This window comes from Burkholderia sp. ABCPW 14, assembly GCF_001523835.1.
Classification (GTDB): domain Bacteria; phylum Pseudomonadota; class Gammaproteobacteria; order Burkholderiales; family Burkholderiaceae; genus Burkholderia; species Burkholderia mayonis.
In genome coordinates this window covers 1-20,760 of the sequence record NZ_LOVS01000068.1, presented here as the reverse complement: position 1 = coordinate 20,760, position 20,760 = coordinate 1, and the positions used below count along the sequence as shown (strand labels likewise).

22 protein-coding genes are annotated in these 20,760 nt (G+C 62.9%); 11 read left to right on the top strand and 11 right to left on the bottom strand.

Annotation, left to right across the window (positions count from 1 at the left end; translation table 11 throughout):
- Positions 1 to 187 (top strand): transposase (locus WS62_RS33140; protein ID WP_331460071.1); only part of this gene is annotated, 187 nt, incomplete at its 5' end.
- 9 nt (positions 188 to 196) lie between these two features.
- On the opposite strand, the gene WS62_RS09830 is transcribed toward WS62_RS33140, so the two are convergent.
- From WS62_RS09830 to WS62_RS33135, 3 genes are all read right to left on the bottom strand, one after another.
- Positions 197 to 1,222: a replication initiation factor domain-containing protein gene (locus tag WS62_RS09830; protein WP_231748249.1), complete on the bottom strand. Its 1,026-nt coding sequence runs from the start codon at positions 1,220 to 1,222 to the stop codon at positions 197 to 199.
- 586 nt (positions 1,223 to 1,808) lie between these two features.
- The gene (locus tag WS62_RS09825; RefSeq protein ID WP_231748248.1) at positions 1,809 to 2,396 is read right to left on the bottom strand and encodes a hypothetical protein; all 588 of its coding nucleotides are present in this window, start codon (positions 2,394 to 2,396) and stop codon (positions 1,809 to 1,811) included.
- An 87-nt stretch (positions 2,397 to 2,483) separates the two neighbouring features.
- Complete coding sequence (locus WS62_RS33135; RefSeq protein WP_231748247.1) at positions 2,484 to 2,846, bottom strand: spore coat protein U domain-containing protein; 363 nt, start codon at positions 2,844 to 2,846, stop codon at positions 2,484 to 2,486.
- Between WS62_RS33135 and WS62_RS38025 the strand changes: the two genes are divergently transcribed.
- Positions 2,779 to 2,997 carry a hypothetical protein gene (locus WS62_RS38025; protein WP_231748246.1) on the top strand — a complete coding sequence of 73 codons (219 nt, stop codon included), beginning with the start codon at positions 2,779 to 2,781 and terminating at the stop codon, positions 2,995 to 2,997. The genes WS62_RS33135 and WS62_RS38025 overlap by 68 nt on opposite strands.
- On the opposite strand, the gene WS62_RS09815 is transcribed toward WS62_RS38025, so the two are convergent.
- The 4 genes from WS62_RS09815 to WS62_RS36170 form a co-directional block, all read right to left on the bottom strand.
- Complete coding sequence (locus WS62_RS09815) at positions 2,987 to 5,353, bottom strand: fimbria/pilus outer membrane usher protein (RefSeq protein WP_231748245.1); 2,367 nt, start codon at positions 5,351 to 5,353, stop codon at positions 2,987 to 2,989. The two genes, WS62_RS38025 and WS62_RS09815, sit on opposite strands and share 11 nt — an antisense overlap.
- Positions 5,310 to 6,068, bottom strand: coding sequence for a fimbrial biogenesis chaperone (locus WS62_RS09810; protein WP_066493310.1), 759 nt, complete (start codon positions 6,066 to 6,068; stop codon positions 5,310 to 5,312). The genes WS62_RS09815 and WS62_RS09810 overlap by 44 nt, the downstream gene beginning before the upstream one ends.
- A 123-nt stretch (positions 6,069 to 6,191) precedes the next feature.
- Positions 6,192 to 6,698 carry a Csu type fimbrial protein gene (locus tag WS62_RS09805; RefSeq protein ID WP_066493311.1) on the bottom strand — a complete coding sequence of 169 codons (507 nt, stop codon included), beginning with the start codon at positions 6,696 to 6,698 and terminating at the stop codon, positions 6,192 to 6,194.
- Positions 6,699 to 7,774: 1,076 nt separating this feature from the next.
- Entirely contained in the window at positions 7,775 to 8,581 is an 807-nt protein-coding gene (locus tag WS62_RS36170) for a hypothetical protein (protein ID WP_156440928.1), read from the bottom strand.
- Here WS62_RS36170 and WS62_RS09795 point away from each other — a divergent pair.
- The 5 genes from WS62_RS09795 to WS62_RS09775 all read left to right on the top strand — a co-directional run bounded on the left by WS62_RS09795 (position 8,498) and on the right by WS62_RS09775 (position 11,782).
- A complete protein-coding gene (locus WS62_RS09795) occupies positions 8,498 to 9,145 on the top strand; it encodes a GNAT family N-acetyltransferase (protein ID WP_231748250.1) in 648 nt (215 codons plus the stop codon). The genes WS62_RS36170 and WS62_RS09795 overlap by 84 nt on opposite strands.
- A 155-nt stretch (positions 9,146 to 9,300) precedes the next feature.
- Positions 9,301 to 10,101 (top strand): septum site-determining protein MinC, encoded by an 801-nt coding sequence (gene minC / locus WS62_RS09790; protein WP_066570644.1) that lies wholly within the window; start codon positions 9,301 to 9,303, stop codon positions 10,099 to 10,101.
- A gap of 58 nt (positions 10,102 to 10,159) precedes the next feature.
- Complete coding sequence (gene minD / locus WS62_RS09785) at positions 10,160 to 10,975, top strand: septum site-determining protein MinD (protein WP_066493317.1); 816 nt, start codon at positions 10,160 to 10,162, stop codon at positions 10,973 to 10,975.
- A gap of 12 nt (positions 10,976 to 10,987) precedes the next feature.
- A complete protein-coding gene (gene minE, locus WS62_RS09780; RefSeq protein ID WP_004186076.1) occupies positions 10,988 to 11,242 on the top strand; it encodes a cell division topological specificity factor MinE in 255 nt (84 codons plus the stop codon).
- Positions 11,243 to 11,362: 120 nt separating this feature from the next.
- Positions 11,363 to 11,782, top strand: a complete 420-nt coding sequence (locus tag WS62_RS09775; protein WP_066570642.1) for a YXWGXW repeat-containing protein — start codon at positions 11,363 to 11,365, stop codon at positions 11,780 to 11,782.
- 116 nt (positions 11,783 to 11,898) lie between these two features.
- Here the strand turns inward: WS62_RS09775 and WS62_RS09770 are convergent, their stop codons facing one another.
- On the bottom strand, positions 11,899 to 13,569 hold the full coding sequence (locus tag WS62_RS09770) for a chloride channel protein (protein WP_066570640.1): 1,671 nt from the start codon (positions 13,567 to 13,569) through the stop codon (positions 11,899 to 11,901).
- A 152-nt stretch (positions 13,570 to 13,721) separates the two neighbouring features.
- Here WS62_RS09770 and waaC point away from each other — a divergent pair, with 152 nt between their 5' ends.
- Positions 13,722 to 14,723 carry a lipopolysaccharide heptosyltransferase I gene (waaC, locus tag WS62_RS09765; RefSeq protein ID WP_066570638.1) on the top strand — a complete coding sequence of 334 codons (1,002 nt, stop codon included), beginning with the start codon at positions 13,722 to 13,724 and terminating at the stop codon, positions 14,721 to 14,723.
- A gap of 43 nt (positions 14,724 to 14,766) precedes the next feature.
- Here the strand turns inward: waaC and WS62_RS09760 are convergent, their stop codons facing one another.
- The 3 genes from WS62_RS09760 to WS62_RS09750 form a co-directional block, all read right to left on the bottom strand.
- A complete protein-coding gene (locus tag WS62_RS09760; RefSeq protein WP_066570636.1) occupies positions 14,767 to 14,949 on the bottom strand; it encodes a hypothetical protein in 183 nt (60 codons plus the stop codon).
- A 173-nt stretch (positions 14,950 to 15,122) separates the two neighbouring features.
- Positions 15,123 to 16,436 carry an MFS transporter gene (locus WS62_RS09755; RefSeq protein WP_066570635.1) on the bottom strand — a complete coding sequence of 438 codons (1,314 nt, stop codon included), beginning with the start codon at positions 16,434 to 16,436 and terminating at the stop codon, positions 15,123 to 15,125.
- Between the two features lie 354 nt (positions 16,437 to 16,790).
- A complete protein-coding gene (locus WS62_RS09750) occupies positions 16,791 to 17,285 on the bottom strand; it encodes a TonB family protein (protein WP_066570634.1) in 495 nt (164 codons plus the stop codon).
- A 517-nt stretch (positions 17,286 to 17,802) separates the two neighbouring features.
- On the opposite strand from WS62_RS09750, the gene WS62_RS09740 reads away from it, so the two are divergent.
- From WS62_RS09740 to WS62_RS09730, 3 genes are all read left to right on the top strand, one after another.
- Positions 17,803 to 18,980 (top strand): IS3 family transposase gene (locus WS62_RS09740; protein ID WP_197422806.1). Its coding sequence is split into 2 segments (ribosomal slippage): positions 17,803 to 18,070 and positions 18,070 to 18,980, totalling 1,179 coding nucleotides; the frame shifts between segments, so codons are not numbered across the junction.
- Between the two features lie 446 nt (positions 18,981 to 19,426).
- On the top strand, positions 19,427 to 19,750 hold the full coding sequence (locus tag WS62_RS09735) for a type II toxin-antitoxin system MqsR family toxin (RefSeq protein WP_038750970.1): 324 nt from the start codon (positions 19,427 to 19,429) through the stop codon (positions 19,748 to 19,750).
- A 1-nt stretch (position 19,751) separates the two neighbouring features.
- Positions 19,752 to 20,189 (top strand): type II toxin-antitoxin system MqsA family antitoxin, encoded by a 438-nt coding sequence (locus WS62_RS09730; protein WP_082717735.1) that lies wholly within the window; start codon positions 19,752 to 19,754, stop codon positions 20,187 to 20,189.
- Positions 20,190 to 20,760 lie beyond the last annotated feature (571 nt).

The window sequence follows — 20,760 nt, the reverse complement described above, 5'->3', positions numbered from 1 at the left end:
GCCCGGTTACGCGCCCGATCTGAATCCAGTCGAATACCTCTGGGCTTGGCTCAAGCGGCACGCCTTGGCCAACTTCTGTCCCAACAACCTGACCGAGTTGAAGCACACCGCTCGATGCAAGCTCAAGAGTGGCCAGAAGCGCAAATCGATCATCGCTGCTTGCTGGAAGCAAGCCGAGCTTTGGTAATGTCATGATTTACGTAATTCTCAATAGATCGTTGTAGGGCTTCGTCACGCCGCAAACGTGCATCGGAACTGCGCACGTCTCGAAATCGGGCACCTTGAGGCGCTCGGGCCAATCACCGGAGTCGTTCGTGATCGCGTCGAGAAAGTCGGCGTCGCCCAACAGGTTGCGCAAGACGAATGCATACTTTCCATAGCTCGTGCGGATGTTCTTCAAGCTTGCGTCGACGTTGATCTCTGCCGCCTTGCGCTTGATCTCGATCTTTTCCGGCGTACGCGTGGCATCGAGGAAGCGAAGGCAGGGATAGGCACCGACGAAGTAGCTGGACGGATCGAGCAGCACATCAAGCGGGATCACGCGCTTGTTATTGCGAAACTCAACCTCGATGCGCAGCCATTCCGATTCCGCGTCGCCTTGCTCTCGGCCTTTCTCATAGGCGCGGCAGAGCTTCCCGTTCCGGCGCAGGCCGATGTACACGCTGCGACCCTTGCCGTTCGGCTTTTTCCAATCGCCCTTGTACTCATGGTGTGGGGCGTTCACGGAGCAGGTGAACAGGCCATCGTCGTACCAGCCGTCGACCTGATCGACCGTGTACTCTCCCTGCATACAGTCGTGCGCAAGGTCAACGCGTGTGATCGTCGGCCGCACTGCCATATCGACAAGGAAGTCGTGTAGACGGGACTCCCAACCGACTTTCGCTGCAATACAGCCCTGGCCGTTCAGGTTGATGAGCATCGTTCCGCGCTGGCTCGCGCCACCAAAGGCGACGTGACCATAGTTGTCACCGAGTTCCCACGCGTTCGTGTAGAAGTCGCGGCTTTTCTTCAGGTCGCGCGTGATGCCGAAGCCGAAAATCTCAGTAAGGTGCTTGCTCGCTTCGAAGATAAACGCCTCATCAGCGACAAGCTGAATGCCCGCCGTCCGGTTCCACGTTTCCTCGCCCACCGTCAAACGGAGCGTATCGACCATCGCGATCTGTTCGTTGACCGGGCGACGCACGAGGATGGTTTTGATTTCGCCCGTGTCCGTCATGACCATTTGCAGTTCCTGCACTGTCGCGATGGCCTGCCTTTCCGTTCCCCCCCTGTTAGTCCGGGGGGGCAAAAAGCAGCGGCCCCGCCGCTGCTGTCCTCGCTGCCGCTGCGGGCAGGAGCGGCGGTGCCGCTGCACGGGACGGATTTAGGAGTACGAATCGTATCCTTTCCGCCAGATAAGATGGGCAATTTCGACTGCGAACATTTTTTCGAAACTGTCCTTCGAGAAGCGCCGGATTTTATACAAAAATCCGGCGTTTTTTTATTGGCTATGAGAATCGATCACGCCAGCGTTTCCACACAAGACCAGGAAACGTGCGCAGATCGACTCCTTGGCCAAGGCCGACGTCGATTCGATCTTTAAAGAAAAAAGCAGTCCGGCAGCTTCACTGCGCCGCTCCGTCGTGAACAAACTCCTCTGAACGCTCAAGCGCGGCGATATTTTCGTCGTCTTATAAGCTCGATCGCGTTGCGCGATCGCTCAAGCAACTCCTCTGTGCCATTGAACGCCTGCAAGGCTGTCTGGCGAGATGCGAGGACCTTGCCGGGCACATGGAATCGTGCATCCCGCTACAGCCTGGTACAGGAAGTCATGGAGTCGGCTGCGCAGAAAACGTAAGGGGCCATGCATAGGTTCCGTCCTTCGCGTGCTTCGCGAGCACGAACCGATAGGTCAACGTGAAGTTCGTGTTGAGCGCGGTGTAGGGCACCGCGATGACCCCGCCCGTCGCCGGCAACACGACGGTCTTTCCGAATCCGCTGATCTCGATCGAACTGAAGAGCGACTGGCTGGCCGCCGAGACTTGAACCAGCAAAGCGCAGCCAGCACGGTCGTTGGTCTGAACGGCAAGCTGCGTGCCACTGGGATTATCTTTGTCCGGCACGCTCGTAAAGCCCTGGCTGCTGTCCTTGTTCGTGATCACCAGACGGCTCGGGCTGTTTACCGTGATTCGCACATACGGCTGGACCGATGCGCCGACCGATAGCGCTCGGTTGGCTTGTTTCGCCTCTGTTTGCCGCGGTGCAGCGGTGAGCACGGCAATCGATAACGCTGCTGCGCCGGCGAGCATCCAACTGATCTTTGGCGCGATTCGCCTGGCAGGCGTGTTCACTGGTTCTGTTCCTTCGGTCTGGTCGCGTCCCGCCCCGGTCGCGCTCGTTCCATTGGTTTGATTCATGGTCTGCACCCGTTGTCTTGGTTCATCACCGCGGTCCGCTGCAAGTGGAGTCGTGCGCCCGTGCCCGACCCACGCGTGATCTGCCGCCTAGTAGCTGAGTGTGATCGTGATGGTCTGGTCGGTGTACGCACCCGGCACGACGTTCTGGCCACCGCGAATCAGGCCGTATACGGTCGCGCTCGCGGACGAGTTGTTGAGCTTGCCGAATGAGATCGTCGACGTGCCGCCGCTTATGCCGTCGCCCCAGACCATGGTATGCGCGCTGTCGAGGTACAGGTTATAGCTCAGCAGATTGCCGCCGCCGGTACGGGTCATCTGGCGATTCGAGTAGGAGCCGCCCCCCGCGCTTGCCGATGCCGCGGGCGTCGGATTGCCGTTGCCGGTGCACCTCACCGTGATCGTCATCGCGGTGGTGGCCGAATTGATCGTGTCGTACGTGCCGAAGACCATCGTCGACGGCACGTTCATGGTGCAGCTCGCGCCCGCCATTGCTGGTTGCGTGGCGAGCGCTGCGACACTGGCCGCAAGCGCCGCAACCGTAACACGGCAGATGGCCTGCCAGTGTGGCGGTTCTGGATTGTTAGGATGTCTCATGGTCTGACTCCCTTGCAAAGATAGGTTCCCAAGTCCGGTAGAGGATCGTCGCCAGCGGGAAAACGCACGGTCATGTCGCACTGCTGGTCGTGCCAGGATGCTTGCAGGCGGTTCTGCTCCGACAAGCCAGTGAGATAGACGATGCCGTCGTGTCCCACGGGAAATTCCTCTGCCTGTCCCGCGACCTTGACGATTGCGCCGGCCGGCAAGTGGCCGCCGCTCTCGAGATCGATCGTCAGCACAGCACCATGCGAACGTGTGATCGGAAATTCGAGCACCATCCCGCTGCGGAAATAAGGCACGGCGTCGAGCTTCAGTGTGCCGATCTTCGCGTCGAACGGCAGGTCGGCCTGCTCGATCGATACCGGATTGTTTTCATATGCGCGCAGCCGCGGCAGGAGTGCGACGCCATCGGCATCGGTATGGGAAACCAGTTGGTTGTCCGCATAGACGCCGACATTGGGAAAGCCCGGCACCTTGACCAGCGCGAAGCTGTCCGTCACCTGACGCGAAAGACGCGGCGTGCCGTCGATGACGGCGACGCCGCCTGCTGCGCTCGCCCGCACGCCGGCGCGTCCGCGATTCGCAGCCACTTCGACGTTGTACGTGCCGACTCGGGTTTGCAGGCTGGCGCTGGCGTCCTGAATGGTGTTACCGGCTTGCACCGAGTAGCCGAACCCATCGCCCACCGGCAAGCTGCGTTGCACTTGCGCAAGAAATTCGGTTGAACCTTGTTGCCGCGTCATCGTGGCCGATGCACTCGTCCGGCTGTCGAGCGGCAGTGTCCATGCGATACCGACGCTCGTCGCGCCGTTACCGCTCAGCGGTTTGCTGACGCTGAAGCTCATGAAGCCGACGCGCCCCAGTTGAACGTTGTAGCTCAACGACAGCAATTGAATCGGATTGTGGTCACGATTGTCGGCGAACACATGGGCGAGCCCCACGGAGCCGAAGCGGCCCGCGCTCATGCCGATGTTGAAGCTCGTCAGGAGCTTCGGTGCGGGCACGCCCTGATCGAGTCCGAGTTGCGCAAAGTGCGGTGTCGCCCATTGTGCGTGTGCGCCAACGGTGAACGCGCTCGTCACGCTCTCGATGCCTATCGTGGCGAACGCGCCCGGGCCCGCCGGACTGCGGCTCGCCGCCATCGATGCGTTGACGACGCCAAACGGCGGCGCCAAAACGACGGCGCCCACGCCGATGTTTTGCTGGGATGTTTCAACTTCGCTATGCAGTTCACCGGTGAACCAGTCCGTCAAGCCCTTTCGATATGTCGCGCTGGCGAACCACGGGCCGTAGCTATTGCTCGCAAGGCCGAAGTCGCGCCGCACCGCCCCGACCTCGAAAGAAAAGTCCTGCAGTCCTTTCGCGAGCAGATTCGCGCTTGCATAAAAGGCTTGGGTAATGACCTGCTCGCGTCCCATGACGTCGCGCACGACGACCTGCACATCGCCCTGACCGGTGACTACCGGGACATTGCTGATCGAGAACGGGCCTGGTGCGACGTCGCGTCTCGACGTCAGTGCATTATTGACATAGACATCGACGGTTGACGGCAGCACGGCCTGACCGCTTACGCCCTGCAAGGGAATCGTGACGAAACCCGGCTGAGTAAGGAAGTTGGTCGCGTATTGAATGCCGCCGAACCGGACGGCACGTCCCCACATTCCGGGCCGGCTGATGGCGTCGCCGATCCGCAGACTGGCGAGCTTGTCCGGCCGATCGACGGTCCAGGTGGTTTCTAGGCGCGTCAAGCGCCGGGTCGTGCCCGAGTCGTCCGCGAGAAACGACCCGACGCCTACCCCGAAACGATTGAAGAAGCCGAGTTCGAACAGGCCTGAACCATGCGTTTGGCCCGCGGACCGCTCCACTAGCAAATCATAGTTGAAGAAGCCCCCGATACCCGGCTTGACGGCGTGCGGTCGGTTCTTGTTCGTTTCGTCGAAAGACATGCCGACGAACGCCTGCGCGGGAACGGTGATCGCGATCGTCAAGCTTTGCTCGTCGGCGGTGTATGCAAGACCTGCAATCGCCTTCAACGGGTAAAACTGCACGTCGTTGACGACGAGCGGCTGGACCTCGGGCAGCTTGAGCCGCCAGCGCTTCAGGTCATCGGCCGATGCATAGAAGTCGCCATTGTTCGCCTTGATCAGCGTTGCTGTTTCGTCCAGTCCTTGCCGGTTGATGTCGACCTGGAACAGCAGTTCATTCGCTGTACCTGTTGCGGACTGTGTCTGCGTCGCAGCCATGGGGCTTTCTTCAGCGAATGTCATTTCTGCGCTCATCAGGGTCGAGATCAGGATCGCGAGCAGACCGGCCGCTTTAACGGTCGTCAGGCGCAATGGCCGAATCGATATCGCCAGCATCTGAGTAGCCCATCAAATGCAACCCGGCAGCAGCGGCTGGCGCTGAACCAGAGCCGCGTTTGAACACTAGCTGCCGGGTCTGGCCAGGCAGAATGTAGGCAAACTCCGCATGCGTGGCGATGGGCCGATCGCTGCCCGGTGCGGCGACGATGAGGTTCGCCACCTGTGCATGCGCAGTGCCGTCGTTCGTCACGCGCAATCTGAGCATTCCTGTGCTGTCCGGCCGCCCATCCGCCTTCCAATGCAGCTGTGGTGTGGTTGTGGTCTTCGGCTTGATGAAGATCGGCAGGCTCATTTCGAGGGCAATTTGCACGCCGGCGAAACCTGGTTTCGGCGCGGGAGGCACTTCCCGCAAATACAGCCGATAGCTGGTCTCCCGATCAGCGCTGGGAGGGCGCCTCAGGCCAATACGCACGACCTGGGAACTGCCGGGCGCGATGGTGAAGATGGGCGGTGCAGCCAGCAGATCGTTGGTCGTCGCGTAGACATCGTCGCCCGCATTCTGGGACCAGGCGACGGTGCGCAGCTGAACGATCACGGGTTCGTCGGGCGATTCGTTCCTGACAGTGAGCGCGGCGCTCATGCGCGCGGCGGAAAGCTCGACTCGAACCGGAGCAACGGTGAAATTCGTTGCCTGACTGTCAATGCATATCGCAGTGAGCGCGACGGCAGCGATCCATTTTGCGAGTTCACGAACATTCTGTTTCATGGCCATTCCACAGGTATCAGAGTCCTTCGGCAGCACTGCGCTTCCCACATACGCTGTCGGTGCGAGCGTGGTAGCCGCTCGGGAGGGAGGGCTCGCGCATTGGACGCGGCAAGCCCTCCTGGGCTCGCATCAAAACGTCACGGTGACCGTTACCGTGTCTGCGTAGCTGCCCGGCACCGCATTCGGCTGGTCGGGGACCTTGCCGTAGACCGTCTTGGTGATTGCATTGGCCGTGGCCATTCCTGCGCCCGTGCCGTTGACGGTGTCGGTCGTGGGCGTGTTGCCCCATACCGATGCGTGTTGCGTGTCCTGGTACAGCGAATAGCTGAGCTGGTTCGAGCCACTCGTCATGATGCGGTTGGCTACGGTCGCGCCGGACGTCGTGCCTGCATTCAGTCCGATGTTGAAATTCGTACCGTTCGTACACCTGACCGTGATCGTCGACGTCGCTGCCTGGTCGCCGGTGCCCGGCGTGTAGGCGGGGAACGTCAGCGCGCCGGCCGAATCGATGAGGCACGTCGCGTTGACCTGGGCTGAAACGCCGAATGTCGTGGTGGTGGTCGTGGCGGAGCCCACGGCCGCGACTGAAATTAACGCTGCCGCGACCGCAAGCTTGGTGAGTGAGGATTGCTTCATGATGGATTTCTCCTATTAAGCGTCGAATTTTGCAACCGGCAAGTCGAAGTCTTTCTTTGAAATGAAACTTCGATCATCCGGATGCACAATGGGATCTTCGAATAGCGTCGGAAATAGTTCGTGTTCTGTGTGAATCACCTCCGTTACGTTGGAATGCATGGCACGATTTGCCGCGAATCACGGACGCGTTCGCGGGGCGAGGTCTCCGGACCGGCCGGGGGGCGGCATCGCGACAATCACTTCGGCAATCGGGTGCGAGCTTGACGACCGTCGTCAGCTAGACAGGCGGTTAAGGCACGGTTGTTTGCGCGGTGAGTGTCGGGTGCCGGAAATGACTTTCCGGTTTTTGTCTATTGCGTGTGTGTTGCTTGACGCCTCGCCGGTTTGTAAACCGTGCAGGCGCATTCGTGATCGCTTGTGTCTTGCCACACGGGCGAAGCGATACGATTCGCAATGGGACTGGTGGCGCGTGAAAGCGGCCATCTGACGGCAGATGTGGAATTGGACATGATTTCCCCGGTTTGCTTGATGATGTTTCATTGCCTGTGTTGATGGGTCGGACGCCAGGCTGCGTAATTGCCGATTCGTGTGCGGACACAAACGCAAGGAGTGGGCCAGCTCGGCTGCATTCTTGATTGGGAAAGGCGCCGTGGCCGCCGGCCGAGTGCGGGGAGCGTCAGTGTCGCGGAATGGTTTCAATGATGAAACATCGTATGGACTTGCTGCTCGGCGAGATTCGATTCGAGATGCGGATAGCGCCGGAATAGCGAGGGCGTGTCGTCGGCACGGGCGCAATCGGATTCCACAGATTGCCGGAAGAATCCGGAAATGTTTCAACTGTGTAACGAGCCAGGGTAAACGCAAGGTTGTCGTCGATACCTTGCTTGTGGGGGCGTAAACCGATTAATCGCGCGTCGACGGCGCACGTGGTCCCGCTACGCGCCAAAGAGAAAGCCAGCGACATGCGGGCGTTTCACGTCCTACGGTTTTGCATCTGAAGGAGCAGTAGGATTTCCGTGCGACTGCCGTCGTTCGAATATCGCTTCATCCGCCACGGCGGGAACGATAGGCTCGGATCAATGCGGGGCGTCTTGTCCTGCGCCGGCGCGTCGATGAGCGCAGTCCCGCCGCTGTCGATGCGGAACGACGACTCGACCTTGCGCGTGCTCATCGTTGGCGAATTGTCGATGCCCGTTCGTCGTGCGCACGAAATCGCCGATTTCTTCCGTGACGGTCGGGGCGATCGCGTTTGCCCTTGCGGTCGGCTGAACCCGAAAGATCGCGCGCGTATCCCGATGCCGCACGCTTTGAACCGATGCGGCTGCCGAGCTCGGATGCGGCGACGATCCGACGACGATCCGACGACCGGCGCCGACTGACTGGCGTTCAGCATGTGGTTCATGCTTGCGTCTCTGGACGGTTGTGCTTGGGACATCGCTTGAGCGTTGCAATGGCGCGCCCCGGAATGGGAACGCGTTGTGATCGTTCGTTTTGGCATGACGGCGTCGATTGCCTTGGGCTTCGGCGACGAGCGAGAAGCGCCAGCCTGGTAAAGCGGAGCCGTTGCCGAGAGAAGCGGGCGCGATGGTCGAATGCAATAGATGATCGAGCTTCCAAGCCGAGTCGAGGAATCGAGGAATCGAGAGACGGCCAATGTTCGATCGTACGAATGTCCGGCGGAACGAACAATCGGAAGGACGCCAGACGGTCGTCGCGTTTGAACCACCGGATTGCCGCTCAAGAGCCGCAGCGGCGCAGACGGTCGCGTCACCCGCCTGGCGAGCGCCATTTTTGCTGCGCTGCCGCATAAGCGCACAATTACGCGCGATATCACGCTTTCCCGCGATATTCGGCAGCCATTCGAAAATTACGATTTGACTCATGCCCCGCTTTCGGTTGAAGCTAACGGCTTGCTGTCCGAAGGGGGCTGTGCCTGCATGAGTTCGACCTTGACTGTTCGTCGTATCGCCGCGGATCAGGGCGGCGTGTATCGCGAACTGCGCGCCGCCTCGCTGCGCGAGCCCTATGCGAGCGGCGAGACGCCGGAAGCCGAACTGGCCGTCGATGCGGCTAGAGCGGCGGCGATCGCGCAGCAGCGCGCGACGTCCGACGAATCGACCACGTTTGTGCTGTACACCGAAGGCCATCCGGCCGGCATGATCGGCGCGTATTTCGACAGCACGCCCGCGCGGCGCGCGTTCGTCAGCGAGCTGTGGGTCGCGCACGCGGTCCGTCATCTGCGCGGCGGCGTGCTGCTCGTCGACACGGCGCGCGCGTGGCTCGCCGCGCGCGGCGCCGTCAAGATCTACGCGTGGATCGCCGATCAGAACCGCAGCGCGATCCGTTTCTACGAACACGTCGGCTTTGCCGATACCGGCGAGCGCGCGCCGATCGCCCGCGTGCCGGGCGCAATGAAGTCGCTGCTCGTTTCGCGCGAGCACGCGTAGGCCGCGGGTGCGCGCCGATCCCGGACCCTCCTTGCCGCGCCCGGATGGGGCGTTGCGGGCGGGCGGCCCGCAACGCGCGCTTCGGGCGCACCCGAAAATGATGGCTCCGGGCGTGGACGCCTGTAAAATACGCAAAAATTTTTTGCAGAACGTCCATGTCGCTTAAAAAATCGCCATTCTTCGAACTGCGCAGCGGTTCGGTCGACACGTTGCTGTTCATCGTGAAAACCGCCGACCTCGATGCGTTGCGCACCGAGTTGGTCAAGCGTTTCGAAGCGACTCCCGAATTCTTTGCGGACGACGTCGTCGCGATCGACGTGCGTCGGCTCGCGGACGACGAGCGCGTCCCGCTCGACGACCTCCGCCGGATGCTGAACGACGTGCGGCTGCGCGCGATCGGCGTCGTCGCGCAGCCGGGGCAGCACACGTGGGCGGCGGGCGCCGGCCTGCCGCTTCTCGAAGCGCGGGATCGGCGTGCGCCGGCACCGAAGGCGGCGGGCGACGCGCCCGCGCAGCCGGAGGAGCAGGACACGCCGGCGGCCGGGCAGGCCGCGCTCTTTGCCGAAGCCGGTTCTTCCGGCGTCGATGCGGGCGCGCAGGCTTCGCCCGTCGCGCCGCAATCGGCGACGCTCGTCATCGACAAGCCGCTGCGTTCGGGACAACAGATTTACGCGAAGGGAGATCTCGTGGTGCTCGGCCCGGTCAGCTACGGCGCCGAAGTCATCGCGGAAGGCAACATCCACATCTACGCGCCGTTGCGCGGCCGCGCTCTCGCGGGCGTGCACGGCAATCACGACGCGCGCATCTTCTGCACGTGTCTCGAACCGGAGCTGATCTCGATCGCGGGTATTTATCGGACCACCGAGAACCCGCTGCCGGCCGACGTGCTCGGCAAATCGGTGCAAATCCGGTTGGAACAGGAAAAACTGATGATCGAACCGCTGCGCCTCACCTGACACGCGTGGCGCAACAATCGGGTCGGTCGGTCCTCATTGACGAACACAGGGTAGGTAAATGGCAAAAATCATCGTGGTGACTTCGGGCAAGGGCGGGGTGGGCAAGACGACGACGAGCGCGAGCTTCGCTTCCGGTCTCGCGCTGCGCGGTCACAAGACGGCCGTGATCGACTTCGACGTCGGCCTGCGCAACCTCGACCTCATCATGGGCTGCGAGCGCCGCGTCGTGTACGACCTCGTCAACGTGATCCAGGGCGAAGCGAACCTGAACCAGGCGCTCATCAAGGACAAGAAGTGCGAGAACCTGCACATCCTGCCGGCGTCGCAGACGCGCGACAAGGATGCGCTCACGCGCGAGGGCGTCGAGAAGGTCATCAACGACCTGGTCGGAATGGACTTCGAGTTCATCGTCTGCGATTCGCCCGCGGGCATCGAATCGGGCGCGCTGCACGCGATGTACTTCGCCGACGAGGCGCTCATCGTAACGAACCCGGAAGTGTCGTCGGTGCGCGACTCGGACCGCATCCTCGGCATCCTGTCGTCGAAAACGAAGCGCGCGACGGAAGGCAAGGAGCCGATCAAGGAACACCTGCTCATCACCCGCTACAACCCGAAGCGCGTGAACGAGGGCGAGATGCTGTCGCTCGACGACATCACCGAGATCCTGCGCATCAAGCTGATCGGCGTCGTGCCGGAGTCCGAAGCCGTGCTGCACGCGTCGAACCAGGGCCTGCCCGCCGTCCATATCGACGGTACCGACGTCGCGGAAGCCTACAAAGACATCGTTGCGCGCTTCCTCGGCGAGGACAAGCCGCTGCGGTTCACCGACTATCAGAAGCCGGGCCTGCTGCAACGCCTCTTCGGCACCAAGTAACGGAGGCGCGTCATGTCGATTCTGTCGTTTCTGCTCGGCGAGAAAAAGAAGTCCGCGGCTGTCGCGAAAGAGCGCTTGCAGCTCATCATCGCGCACGAGCGCGTGGGCGGCCGTCCGCCTGCCGATTACTTGCCCGCGTTGCAAAAGGAACTCGTCGCGGTCATTTCGAAATACGTGAAGATTTCGAACGATGACATTCGCGTGAGCCTCGAGCGCCAGGATGATCTGGAAGTGCTCGAAGTGAAGATCGAGATCCCGCAAGCCTGACGCGTTTTCTTCCGCATCGCGCGCGGCGCGTGGCCGCCGCGCGCGCTCTTACTTCTCGTTGCACTTTCGGGCCCGCGGTAATGCGGCGCCTGTCCGCCGTTACGCCCTCCTGAGCATTAAATGGATACGCTCTCGTCGCGTGTTCAACCGTTCTTGGAGGTCGTGATGTCTTTTTCTCTTCGTCGTGTCGTGCTGCCGTTCGTCGTCGCGGGTGCGGGCGTCGTCGCGGTCGCTGCGCCGCTTGCCGCGAGCGCGGACGAAATCCTCGTCGCGCAGGCGGCGCCCGGCGTCGTCGTCGAGCCGGCCGTGCGCGAAGTCGTCGTCGTTGCACCGACCGCGCCGCCGCCCGTGCGCTACGAAGTCGTGCCCGAGCCGCGCGTCGGCTACGTATGGGATCGCGGACACTGGCGCTGGGATCATGGCCGCTACGAGTGGATCGCCGGGCATTGGGAAGTCGAGCGCGTCGGCATGCATTGGGAGCCGGGCCACTGGACGCAGCGCGGACCGAGCTGGGTCTGGGTTCGCGGTCACTGGGCCTGAGGAGAACGGGCGATGAAACGAACCTTGTTCGCCCTCGCGCTCGTCGCGCTGACGCTGGCCGGCTGCGTTGTCGTACCGGCGCGGCCGGTGTACTACCGGCCGGCGCCCGTCGTGATCTACTGAGCCGGACGGTGTGGCCGCTCGTGAGGCTGCGTGTCGTTCGACTGCGGCGCGGTGCCGTCGGCGCGGGCCGCCGTCTCGGCGACGGCGTCGCGCGTCGGTGCGGCGCCCGCGTGCACCGGTGGTTGCGCGGGCGTGCGTCCGGCGTCGGCCGCGCTCGCCCCATCGGCTGCGTGAGTCGCCGAGTCCGCGTCCGCGCGGCCCGCATCGGCCTCCCTATCGTTCGCGTTCGTCTCGGCGGCGTCATGCGCGTCGTCGCGCAGCGTGTCGAGCGGATCAGCGGGCGCCGATTCGGCGTCTTCGGGCATCTTGACCGCCGTGATGCCGGCATGTGCGGGAGCGGGTGCGGGAGCCGCCGTCGCGGGCTTCGGCTGCGGCGGCTTCAGATAGCGCTCGGCGAGCGTTTCGTACAGCGGCGGCACGAAGAAGCGCGACACGCGGCTCGCGATCAGCGCGGTCGCCATCAACGAGATCACGAGCGCGTGGCCGTTGATCATCTCCATCACGATCACGAACGACGTGATCGGCGACTGCGTGACGGCAGCGAGGTAGCCGACCATCGCGAGCGCGATCAGCATCGGCAGATGCATGCCGCTAAACACGAAGTGCAGCAGATTGCCGAAGCCCGCGCCGATCGACAGCGACGGCGCGAAGATCCCGCCCGGAATTCCCGGCAGATACGACGCGACCATCGAAATCATCTTCAGGAACGGATACAGGACCGACAACTGTTCGCGGCCGTCGAGGAGCCCGCGCGCCTCCGCATAGCCGCTGCCGAATGTCGTGCCGCCCGACACGACGCCGACGGCGGCGATCGCGAAACCGCATGCCGCCGCAAACACGATCGGCCGTTCGCGGTAGAGCGTCAGCAGCCGCGCCGGCAGCCAGCGGCCGGTGTTCAGCAGCAGCCAGCCGAACAGGCCGCCCGCGACGCCCGTGACGAGCGCCGTCAACAGCACGGCGGCGGCGAGCATCTTCGGAAAATGCTGGCCGATCTCGATCGTGCCGAAGTACGTGTAGTTGCCGTTCATGCCGAGCGCGATCACGCCGGCGATGATGATTGCGGTGATGAGCACGCCGCTCGCGCGCGCCGAGAAGCTGCGAGTCAATTCCTCGATCGCGAACACGACGCCCGCGAGCGGCGTGTTGAACGCCGCGGACAGGCCCGCCGCCGCGCCCGCGAGCACGAGCTGCCGCTCGATCAGCGCGTTCGAGCGCGGATAGAAGCGGCGCAGGTTGAACATCAGCGACGCGCCGATCTGCACGGTCGGCCCTTCGCGGCCGATCGTGAAGCCGCCGATGATGCCGAACAACGAGATCAGGATCTTGCCGAACAGGATGCGCAGCGTCAGCAGCCGCGAGCCGAATGCGCTCGGCTGCGCGTGCAGCGTCGCGATCACCTGCGGAATCCCGCTGCCTTCCGCGCCGCGAAAGAAGCGGCGCGTGAGCCAGACGGACAGCGCGGCGACCGCCGGCGTCAGCAGGAATGGCAGCCATGGGCGGCCGTGCTGAAGCGTCCGGAACACCTCGTAGCCCCAGTCGATGAGCCGCGCGTACATAACCGCCATCAGGCCGACCGCGATCGCACCGAGCCAGAACACGCCGTATTGGCGCCAGATCCGCTGAGTGCGGCGCGTGAGAGACGGAAGCAGGCTAGGGCGTTGCATGGGACGTGACGCAGGTAAAGCGGCGATTATAAGTAGCTATGAGGGCGGTCGTGCGGCCGTCGAGCTGTTTGTAATATGGATGTAAATTTTGTCTTTCGCGTTTCTATGTAATTAGAATGCCAAACTAACAAGCTGGAGACATCCGCATACAAATGAAACGTATTCTCATTGTGAAGGTGACATCGCTCGGCGACGTCGTGCAGACCCTGCCCGTCGTGGCGGACATCCATCGCGCATTCCCGGGCGTGCAGGTGGATTGGGCCGTCGACGAGTCCTGCGCGGACATCGTGCGCTGGAGCACCGGCGTAAGCCGCGTGCTGTGCGCGCCGCTGCGTCGCTTCAAGAAGGCGCGCAACTGGGGCGATCTGAAGGCGATAGCGATGTCGATCGGCGAGTTGCGTGCGCACCGCTACGATGCGGTGATCGATCTTCACGGAGTCTACAAAAGCGCGATCATTTCGTTTCTCGCGCGGGCGCGGCGGCGCTACGGCTATCGGAACCAGGATCTCGGCGAACTCGGCGCGATGTTCGCGTATAACGGCCGCTTCGGCCCGCGGCCCCCTTGCGACGCATGGCACGGCATGCGCGTGAGCGCCGGCGAGGCGCTCGGCTACGCGCCGCAGGGCCGCGCCGATTACCTGCTGGAGGTGCCGCCGGAGCCGCTCGCGGCGCACGCGGAACAGGACGGGCCGTATGTGTTGTTCTTTCACGCGACGTCGAACGACGACAAGCGCTGGCCGACCGATCATTGGGGCGCGCTCGCCCGCGAGATGCTCGCGTGCGGACTGCACGTGCTGCTGCCGTGGGGCGGCGAGCATGAGCGCGAAGAGGCGCAGCGGATCGCGGCGCGCGCGCCGGGCGCCGTCGTGCTGCCCAAGCTGACGCTCACGGATCTCGCGCGCAAGATCGATCGCGCGACGCTCGTGGTCGGCGTCGATACCGGCTTCGTCCACATGTCGCATGCGCTCGAGAAGCCGACCGTGATGATCTTTCGCGCGACGTCGCGCCAGCATCTGGGCGTGAGCGGCGCGCCGCAGTCGGTGTCGATCGGCGACGACGGCTCGACGCCGAGTGTCGACGACGTGCTCGGCGCGATCGAGCACGTCTATCCGCAACGTGCGGTAGAGGAGCCGCGGCGCGTCGCCGCGATGTAGGCGTGCACGGCGCGCGGCGGTCGCCTGCCGCGCGCCGGCTCGCTCAAGACAGCAGTAATTCGAACGCGATCACGGTCGCAATGGCCGCGAGGTTCGCGGCAAGCGCTTCGAGCGCGATGCCGAGCCAGCTCTTCGGCCTGAAGCGCGCCGCGAGCAGCAGCGCGCCGCCGAGCGACAGCGCGACGATCAAGACGAGGTCGGCGTTCTGCAGGCGGATGAGGTCCATCGCGACGGCTCCTGTCGGCTGATACGGGAAGCGGCGCGCCCGTCGCCGCGCGGCAGGCGCCCGTTCATCGAGTATAGACAGGACAATTCGCGACGAAAACGCGCACGGCGGCCGCTATCCGGGGCGACCGGGGGCTTGATCCGACGCGCGCTGCCCGCTCGCCCCGCTCTCGTTCAGGTCAGCTTCGCATCGCGCGTCTCGCGCATCAACAGCACGCCGGCGAGACTGATCGCCGCCACGACCGACACGTATGCGCCGACCCACGTGAGTCCGCCGCGCGCCGCGAGCAGTTGCGCGATGTACGGCGCGATCGACGCGCCGAGAATGCCCCCCAGGTTGTACGCGACGCCCGCGCCCGTGTAGCGCACGTGGGTCGGGAACAGTTCGGGCAGCAGCGCGCCCATCGGCGCGAACGTCACGCCCATCAGGAACAGCTCGATCGTCAGGAACAGCGCGACGAGCGGCGTCGAGCCGCTGCCGAGGAGGGGCGCCATCGTGAAGCCCGACAGCAGAGCGACGACCGTGCCCGCGATCAGCACCGGCTTGCGGCCGAAGCGGTCGGCGGCCGCGGCCGACAGCGGCGTCGCGAGCGCCATGAACAGCACGGCGAAGCACAGCAGGCCGAGGAAGCTCTGGCGCGAGAAATGCAGTGTCGACACGCCGTACGACAGCGAGAACACTGTCGAGATGTAGAAGAGCGTGTAGCAGACGACCATCGCGAGCGCGCCGAGCAGCGTCGGCCGCCAGTGGTGCGAGACGAGCGTTGCGATCGGCACGCGCACGCGCTCGTGCCGGTCGAGCGTGGCCTGGAACGCGGGCGTCTCGGCGATCTTCAGGCGCACGTACAGGCCGACCGCGACGAGCGCGGCGCTCACGAGAAACGGAATGCGCCAGCCCCACGCGCGGAACTGCTCGTCGGACAGCGTGAGCGCGAGCGCGAAGAAGAGGCCGTTCGCAGCGAGAAAGCCGATCGACGGGCCGAGCTGCGGGAACATCCCGAACCAGCCGCGCTTGCCGGCGGGCGCGTGCTCGGTCGCGAGGAGCGCGGCGCCGCCCCATTCGCCGCCGAGGCCGATGCCCTGGCCGAAACGCAATACGCAGAGCAGCGCCGGCGCGAGCGCGCCGATCGCGTCGTAGCCGGGCACGAGGCCGATCGCCGTCGTCGAGACGCCCATCACGAGCAGCGAAGCGACGAGCGTCGATTTGCGGCCGATCCGGTCGCCGAAGTGGCCGAACAGGAACGAGCCGATCGGACGGGCGATGAACGCGATGCCGAACGTGACGAATGCGGACAGCGCCTGCGCGGTCGCCGAGCCGTGCGGGAAGAACACGGGGCCGATCACGAGCGCGGCGGCCGTCGCGTACACGTAGAAGTCGTAGAACTCGATCGCCGTGCCGATGAAGCTCGCGAACACGATGCGCCGATGGCTCGTCGTGTCGGCAGCGCGCGGCGCGGCGGCGGAAGCGGAAAGACGGGTATCCGACATGCGGGTCTCCGGTTGTGGCGGCGTAACGTTCGGCCGAGCGCGTATCGCGCGCGATCGGCGGCTGTTGCACCTTTGTTCGAATCGAGCGTGGGCGCGGCGTGCGGCGGGCGACGCATGCCGGCGGTTCGCGCGCGGCCGTGCGAGAGGCACGCAATGCCAACGCGGGCCGTTGCGTGCCCGCGAGCTGGCCGCGCGCATGACGCGGCCGCGTGTCGTCGATGCGTTGCGCGGCTGACCGGATAGGCGCGCCGCGCAAGCTGGCCTTGCGGCCGAATGCGGATGCGGGAAATTATAGCGACGCGGCGGCGAGCCGTGGCGCGCCGCGTGCAGCGGCGTGGCAGTTCGCGTACGCGTTCAGTTGAGCGTCTGCGCCTGCGGCGCGGCTTTCGTGCGCAGTTGGAACTGACCGTTGTCGTTGAAGAGCCAGCTTTCCATCAGCTCGACTTGGCCGCGCCCGTCGAGCATTTTCGTGGGGGGCGGTGGCAACGGCGCGGCACGGCGCAGCGACGCGAGTGCGATCCCTTCCGCTTCGTCGTCGCCGTTGCTGCGATAGACGGCCGATTTCACGAGCTGCCCGTTGCGATCGACGGTGAACGCGACGACGACGAGCGAGCGCAGCATCGCCTGCGGCGTGCCGCGCAGGATGCGATCCGAATTGCGATCGGCGATGCATTGCGCGACGGCCGCGCGATATTCGGTGGCGCTCATCGCGGGCACGCTCGGCAGGACGACCGCGCCGTGCGGCGGCGGCAGCGTGATCGTGCATGCGGCGAGCGCGGCCACGCACGCGGACATGACGGCGCCGCGCAATGCGGCTCGGGTTCGAATGAAGTCGGAGCGCGTCGTCATGATCGCCTCCCGGAGGAACGGAGCAGTGCCGATTTCATGATAGGAGCGCTCGGGCCGACGTGCATTGGGACAAACGATCGCCGTGATCGGAAGAACCGGTTCGCCACCCGGGCGGCCGCTCTGTATCCATTCGAGGTGCGCGACGATGCGCGATGTGGCGACGGCGATCGTCTCGGCGACGTCACGGAGATGGCGAGATGAGGCGTCGCATCGTTGCCGCTCGGGCGACTTCTTGCTCGCGCGCGTTCGCCTCAAACAAAAATCCCGCCAGGCTGTATTCAGCGCGAGCGGGATGTTTGTCCTGGCGGAAGCGGTGTCATGCAAACTGCCTTGTGTATCAACGGTTTTGTGGAAAAAAATTGAAAAAGTACCCAACCAAGTACCCAGAAAAATAGGCCCTTTCGTCCTATAAGGCTTTGACCGGCTTCGATAATGTCGTCTCCGCCTTGTAGTGGTCTAATTTCCTCGGACAGGTCGATAGGAGGACAATCCTAAATCGACGAGGAAAAAGAGCAAGATGACAAGAAGGCGCCGACAATTTGACGCCAGCTTCAAGCTGGAAGTAGTACGGATGGTGCGAGACCAAGGGCTATCGGTCAGCGAAGTTTGCCGGTCGATGGACCTTGTTGAGACAGCTGTGCGCCGCTGGGTGGCGCAGTACGATGCAGAGCGTGCTGGCGGCCCCGGCGAGGGCAAGCCGCTGACGGCCGAGCAGCAGCGTATCCGGCAGCTTGAGGCGGAAAACCGGCAACTGCGCGAGGACAACGCGCTGCTAAAAAAAGCATCGGCCTTCTTTGCCCGGGAACTGAAGTGATTTACCGCGTGGTAACTCATTTGCAACAGGAGGCCGTATCGGTCAGTCACGCCTGTCGGCTTTTGCAGGTGAGCCGCTCTGGCTACTATGCGCACCGGAGCGCCGGGCCGAGCGCGAAGAGGTTGCAGGAACAGACACACATCAAGGCAGCATTCGCCGCTAGCGGCGCGAGCTATGGTAGCCGCCGCGTAATGCATGCACTGCGGGAGCAAGGAATACGAATCGGTCGTTACCGGGTGCGTACGGTGATGCGCGAAGCGGGCCTGCGCACGAGTTGGAAGCGCAAGTTTGTCTCGACGACCGACAGCAGGCATACGCTACCTGTGGCAGAGAACGTGCTCGACCGACAGTTTGAAGTTGCCAAGCCCAATCGCGCCTGGGTTTCGGACATCACTTATATTCGCACGGCGCAGGGCTGGCTCTATCTGGCGGTCGTGCTTGACCTGTACTCGCGCAGGGTGGTCGGCTGGTCAATGGCACCAACCATGCCGACTGGGCTGGTCATGTCGGCGTTGACCATGGCGCTGCAGCAGCGTCGGCCAGCGCCGGGACTGGTTCTGCATTCGGACAGGGGCAGCCAGTATGCAAGCGATGAGTACCAGGCCTTGCTGAAGCAGCATCACGTGGTTTGCAGCATGAGTCGCAAAGGAAATTGCTGGGACAATTCGGTGATGGAGAGATTCTTCCTGAACCTCAAAATGGAACGCGTGTGGCAGCGTCAGTACGCCAACCACGATGAGGCTCGGCGCGATATCAACCAATACACCGTCGCCTTCTACAATTCGGTGCGCTTGCACTCCACGCTGGGTTATCTGTCGCCCGCCGCCTACGAGGCGAACCCGGCAGCAAAAGAATCTATCTGCCTGTCCGAAATTAGTTGACCACTACACCTTTTGTTCCGCCAAACTGCCTTATTTGGCAAGGCGTTCGGGATTTCTGGTTCCGAAAGTACTCTATTTAGTACCCGGATAAGGCGTCCATTGTGCAAATGATGCCAGGCGTCTTTGCTTCACCGCAGGAGCAGAAATCGTTGGAGAGTTGGAGATAATCGTCAAAATCGGCCAAAAAGCCTTTTCCAGTAAGACTTTCCTTGTCTCCAAGTGTATCTCCAGAACACCAATTTTCTTGGAGAGAGAGTGGAGGCAGATAGTCGAGTTCATCGATCGCACTTGGTTGCTTCGAGAATTGCTTCGCTGTCTGGAGCGCTGCGCGCAAAGAAATTTCTCCCCCGCCACGGTGCTTGAAGGGGCGGAAAGCGCGGGCGATGTGTCCGCCGCACGGAGATCGGCAGCTTGCAAAAATAACCCTTATAGGGTAATGTTTGTGCATGGAGAAGAACACGCCGCACTACAAACTCGCCACCGTTCAGGCCACCGTCGCCAGGTTGGGGGCAGCCGCGTTCACGAAGACTGCCCTTGATGGCGGAAGAGCCATGGGGCTCACCAGCGCGGACATGCTTGCCGTCGTTGCTGGCTTAAGTTCCGTGTCACATAGGCGTGGCGGCAATTTCTTCAAATCCATGACCACCTACGGCGATCACACGGTATGGCAGGACGTGTATCACGCGGGCACGCCCAACGGCAAGTTGGCCTACATCAAGATTACCGAGCGAAGCGACGGGGCGCCGGTCATTCAGTTCAAGGAGAAGTGACATGAAACATCGCAACTGCGCGAACTGCGGCACCCGGAATGGCATGACGCGGTTCGAGAACGAATCTTTTACGATTCAGCACGAAACATTCAGCGCCCAAGTTCACGGACTGTCCGGCTGGCGCTGCAAGGCATGCGACGAGGTCGAATTCGATCCGCAAAGCGCGATGCGGTACGCAGAAGCCGGTGACGCGCTGGTGCTCCAGGCACGCGAGCACACGCAGCATGAAATTCGTCGCATTCGCAAGAAACTGCATCTGAGCCAAGTGCAGGCCGCTCGCTTGACCGGTGGCGGACACAACGCCTTCTCGCGTTACGAGAGCGGCGATGCCACGCCCGTGGCGGCCGTGGTCAATCTGCTGAAGCTGCTGGATCGTCAGCCGGAGCTCTTGAAGGTGTTGGTGGATGCGCCGGTTGTCGAAGTGCAGTTGGATAGATGAACGCAACGGACTGCATCAGACGACGAGTTGCTGATGCTGTTCCGATGCCAAATTGAGGCGGGAGGCTGGCGGCGTAGCCGCCAGCTTAGCTGATGTTTATTTGCCCGCATTGCGATCAGCGAATCGCGCTTGCGACGGATAGAGGGCATACCTGCGCTAGGAAGCGGGTAGGGCATACTTTGCGGCGCTGCCTGCGATCAAATCGGCAACGTGGCTGCCTCGGGTGGTCCACTCAAAAATTTCAGAAAACTGTCCGAACGAGCGAGGCCACCTCTGATCCCAGTATCGTTCTCGGCATACCTCGATACGGTCATGGAGTTCCGTGAGGCGCATGCCAAAAACCTCGACGCTTGCTTCACGCCGGGATTCGGAAAGCGAGGTCAGGTGGACATTCGTCAGTGCGGCTGCCTCCGCTGCACCGCTCTGAAATCTATTTTCTGCTAGGGAAATTCTGCACAACTAGCCTTCGCGAGTGCTTGCCATGAATCGTCGAGGCAGCGAGCATGTAGCCCATGAAACAAACTGACCTTGGACTGAACTTGTCGACGAAGCGCACGCGCAAGCGGGAATT